The organism is Winogradskyella undariae, from assembly GCF_013285155.1.
In the GTDB taxonomy this organism is placed as follows: Bacteria; Bacteroidota; Bacteroidia; order Flavobacteriales; family Flavobacteriaceae; genus Winogradskyella; species Winogradskyella undariae.
The window spans coordinates 1-1,836 of the sequence record NZ_JABTEL010000045.1; the positions used below are offsets into that span (position 1 = coordinate 1).

At 28.6% G+C, this 1,836-nt stretch carries 3 protein-coding genes; all 3 read left to right on the plus strand.

Annotated elements, in window-relative coordinates; all coding sequences use genetic code 11:
- Positions 1 to 195: 195 nt before the first annotated feature.
- On the plus strand, positions 196 to 621 hold the full coding sequence (locus HSX10_RS18580; protein WP_173589753.1) for a hypothetical protein: 426 nt from the start codon (positions 196 to 198) through the stop codon (positions 619 to 621).
- A gap of 75 nt (positions 622 to 696) precedes the next feature.
- Positions 697 to 918, plus strand: coding sequence for a hypothetical protein (locus HSX10_RS18585; RefSeq protein WP_173589754.1), 222 nt, complete (start codon positions 697 to 699; stop codon positions 916 to 918).
- Between the two features lie 137 nt (positions 919 to 1,055).
- Positions 1,056 to 1,751, plus strand: a complete 696-nt coding sequence (locus tag HSX10_RS18590) for a hypothetical protein (RefSeq protein ID WP_173589755.1) — start codon at positions 1,056 to 1,058, stop codon at positions 1,749 to 1,751.
- Positions 1,752 to 1,836 lie beyond the last annotated feature (85 nt).

The window sequence follows — 1,836 nt, forward strand, 5'->3', positions numbered from 1 at the left end:
GCTTTCTTTTTATAGGTCTTAAATTTAGTGTTTTTATTAAAATGCTAACTTAAGACGTGTATAATTAATTGCTTTGGTCGTTGCCTACTTGGAAAATTCCTTCGGAATTTTCTCGCGTTCGTTTCTGTTTACTAAATTAGTTGCTTAAACACGCAACTAACCATACACATCAACGTTACCTGCAATAAGAACAAAATGACAGACATAACATTTCAAATAGAGAATTATATAAATTCGCAGAACCAAAATATTTGGAATGAGTTAAAAAATAACTACACTTTTCAACTGATTTATGACCCAAGCGAATATTCTTGGAAAGGAAAAGCTGAAAATGGAATTGCAACTATTATTACACCAACACAGGAGTTAGAGTTTCATTCCTTTAGTCACGAACTTTTACATATATATTTAGACTATTGTGGAATTTCAAAACTTGAGGATTTACTTTATGGAATAATGGGAGAACATTCTTTCGAAGTTTTAACTGAAAATAATCTAACTGGAATTTTATATAACTTTTGTTCCCACAAAAAAATGTTTCCTTTTTATAAAAAAATGGGGTTTTCAGAATATCAATTTGTGCAGGAAAGAATAAGCTTCAGTAATTATAACATATTTTAAATAAAACTACTTTTTGCATTTAAGAAATCAAGAAAAAAAGCGGTAAATCAATTTATAGGACAAAGTTTGTCTTTAATGAATGTTGTTGTTGAAGAAGATAAATCAAAGTGTGAAAAATATTTAAAAAAATTACAAAAAATCAAACCAAACTTATTTAAAATAATATCGGATTTTGACAAGAAATGGAATGAATCGACCGATTTAAATTTAGCTACAACCTTTCTGAATTTTGAATATGAATTGAACGAATGGCTAATAAAGAATAAAATTACTGCAGGTAACACCGTGTATAATTAATTGCTTGGTTCTAGCCTACTTGCGAAAATTCCTGCGGAATTTTCACGGGTTCGTAAATGTTTATTAACTTAGTTGCTTAACCACGCAACTAACCATACACAATCACGTTGGCATACATTTGAACATACGCATAATCAATGAATAAAAAAAAGAAACTTCCGATTACGATTTTAAAATCTTTAGAATCCTTTGTTAATTTGACTGGTGAAAAGTTCAAAATTATTGACCCAAAAGAAAATTTACTACACGTTTTAGACATTGACAGTACTTCTGATTTTCATTTTAAAATTGAGAAGTATGAAAAAAAACAAAATGGCTCTTTTCAATTCTTAATGAGCAGAACACCAATTAATGAAAACGATAATGGAATTCAGAGAAATTGGATTGAAATAAAAAACCTTGAATCTCAATTTAAATCTTGGTTAAATCTTCTTGACCAATATGAGATCATTGAATCTTTTTTTGATGACCCAATCATTAAATCAAATGCGGAAAAGTTTTTTCAGAAATTTGACATAATTGACGAAAATGCTGATGTAGAAACATTTGATTTGGAACAACAGTTATTTCTTGAGGAATATTTAGACAATTCTAAAAAGAAACTTGAAAAACTAAAAAAAAGTGAATCAAACGAAAAAATTCTAGAAATTGAAATTCTAGAAAAAGAGACCGAAGAAATTAAATCCGCTCTGACTATTGAATCCAAGAAAAAAATAATGATTAGGCTTTCGAAATTTTGGGGAAGAGCACAAAAAACTGGATTACAAGTAATAAAAGAAATTTTTGTGAGCGTAACTGCGGAACTTGCGAAAAGACTGATGTTAGGACCATAAAAAACGTATGCCAACAAAGTACTGTGGTAAAAAACAAGTAAAAACTTATTAATTTATTGCTAAAGTACTTCTGTAATTATTATCA

Coding starts and splice junctions, on each gene's coding strand:
- HSX10_RS18585 (WP_173589754.1), top strand. CDS start 697: ATGAATGTTGTTGTTGAAGAAGATAAATCAAAGTGTGAAAAATATTTA.
- HSX10_RS18580 (WP_173589753.1), top strand. CDS start 196: ATGACAGACATAACATTTCAAATAGAGAATTATATAAATTCGCAGAAC.
- HSX10_RS18590 (WP_173589755.1), top strand. CDS start 1,056: ATGAATAAAAAAAAGAAACTTCCGATTACGATTTTAAAATCTTTAGAA.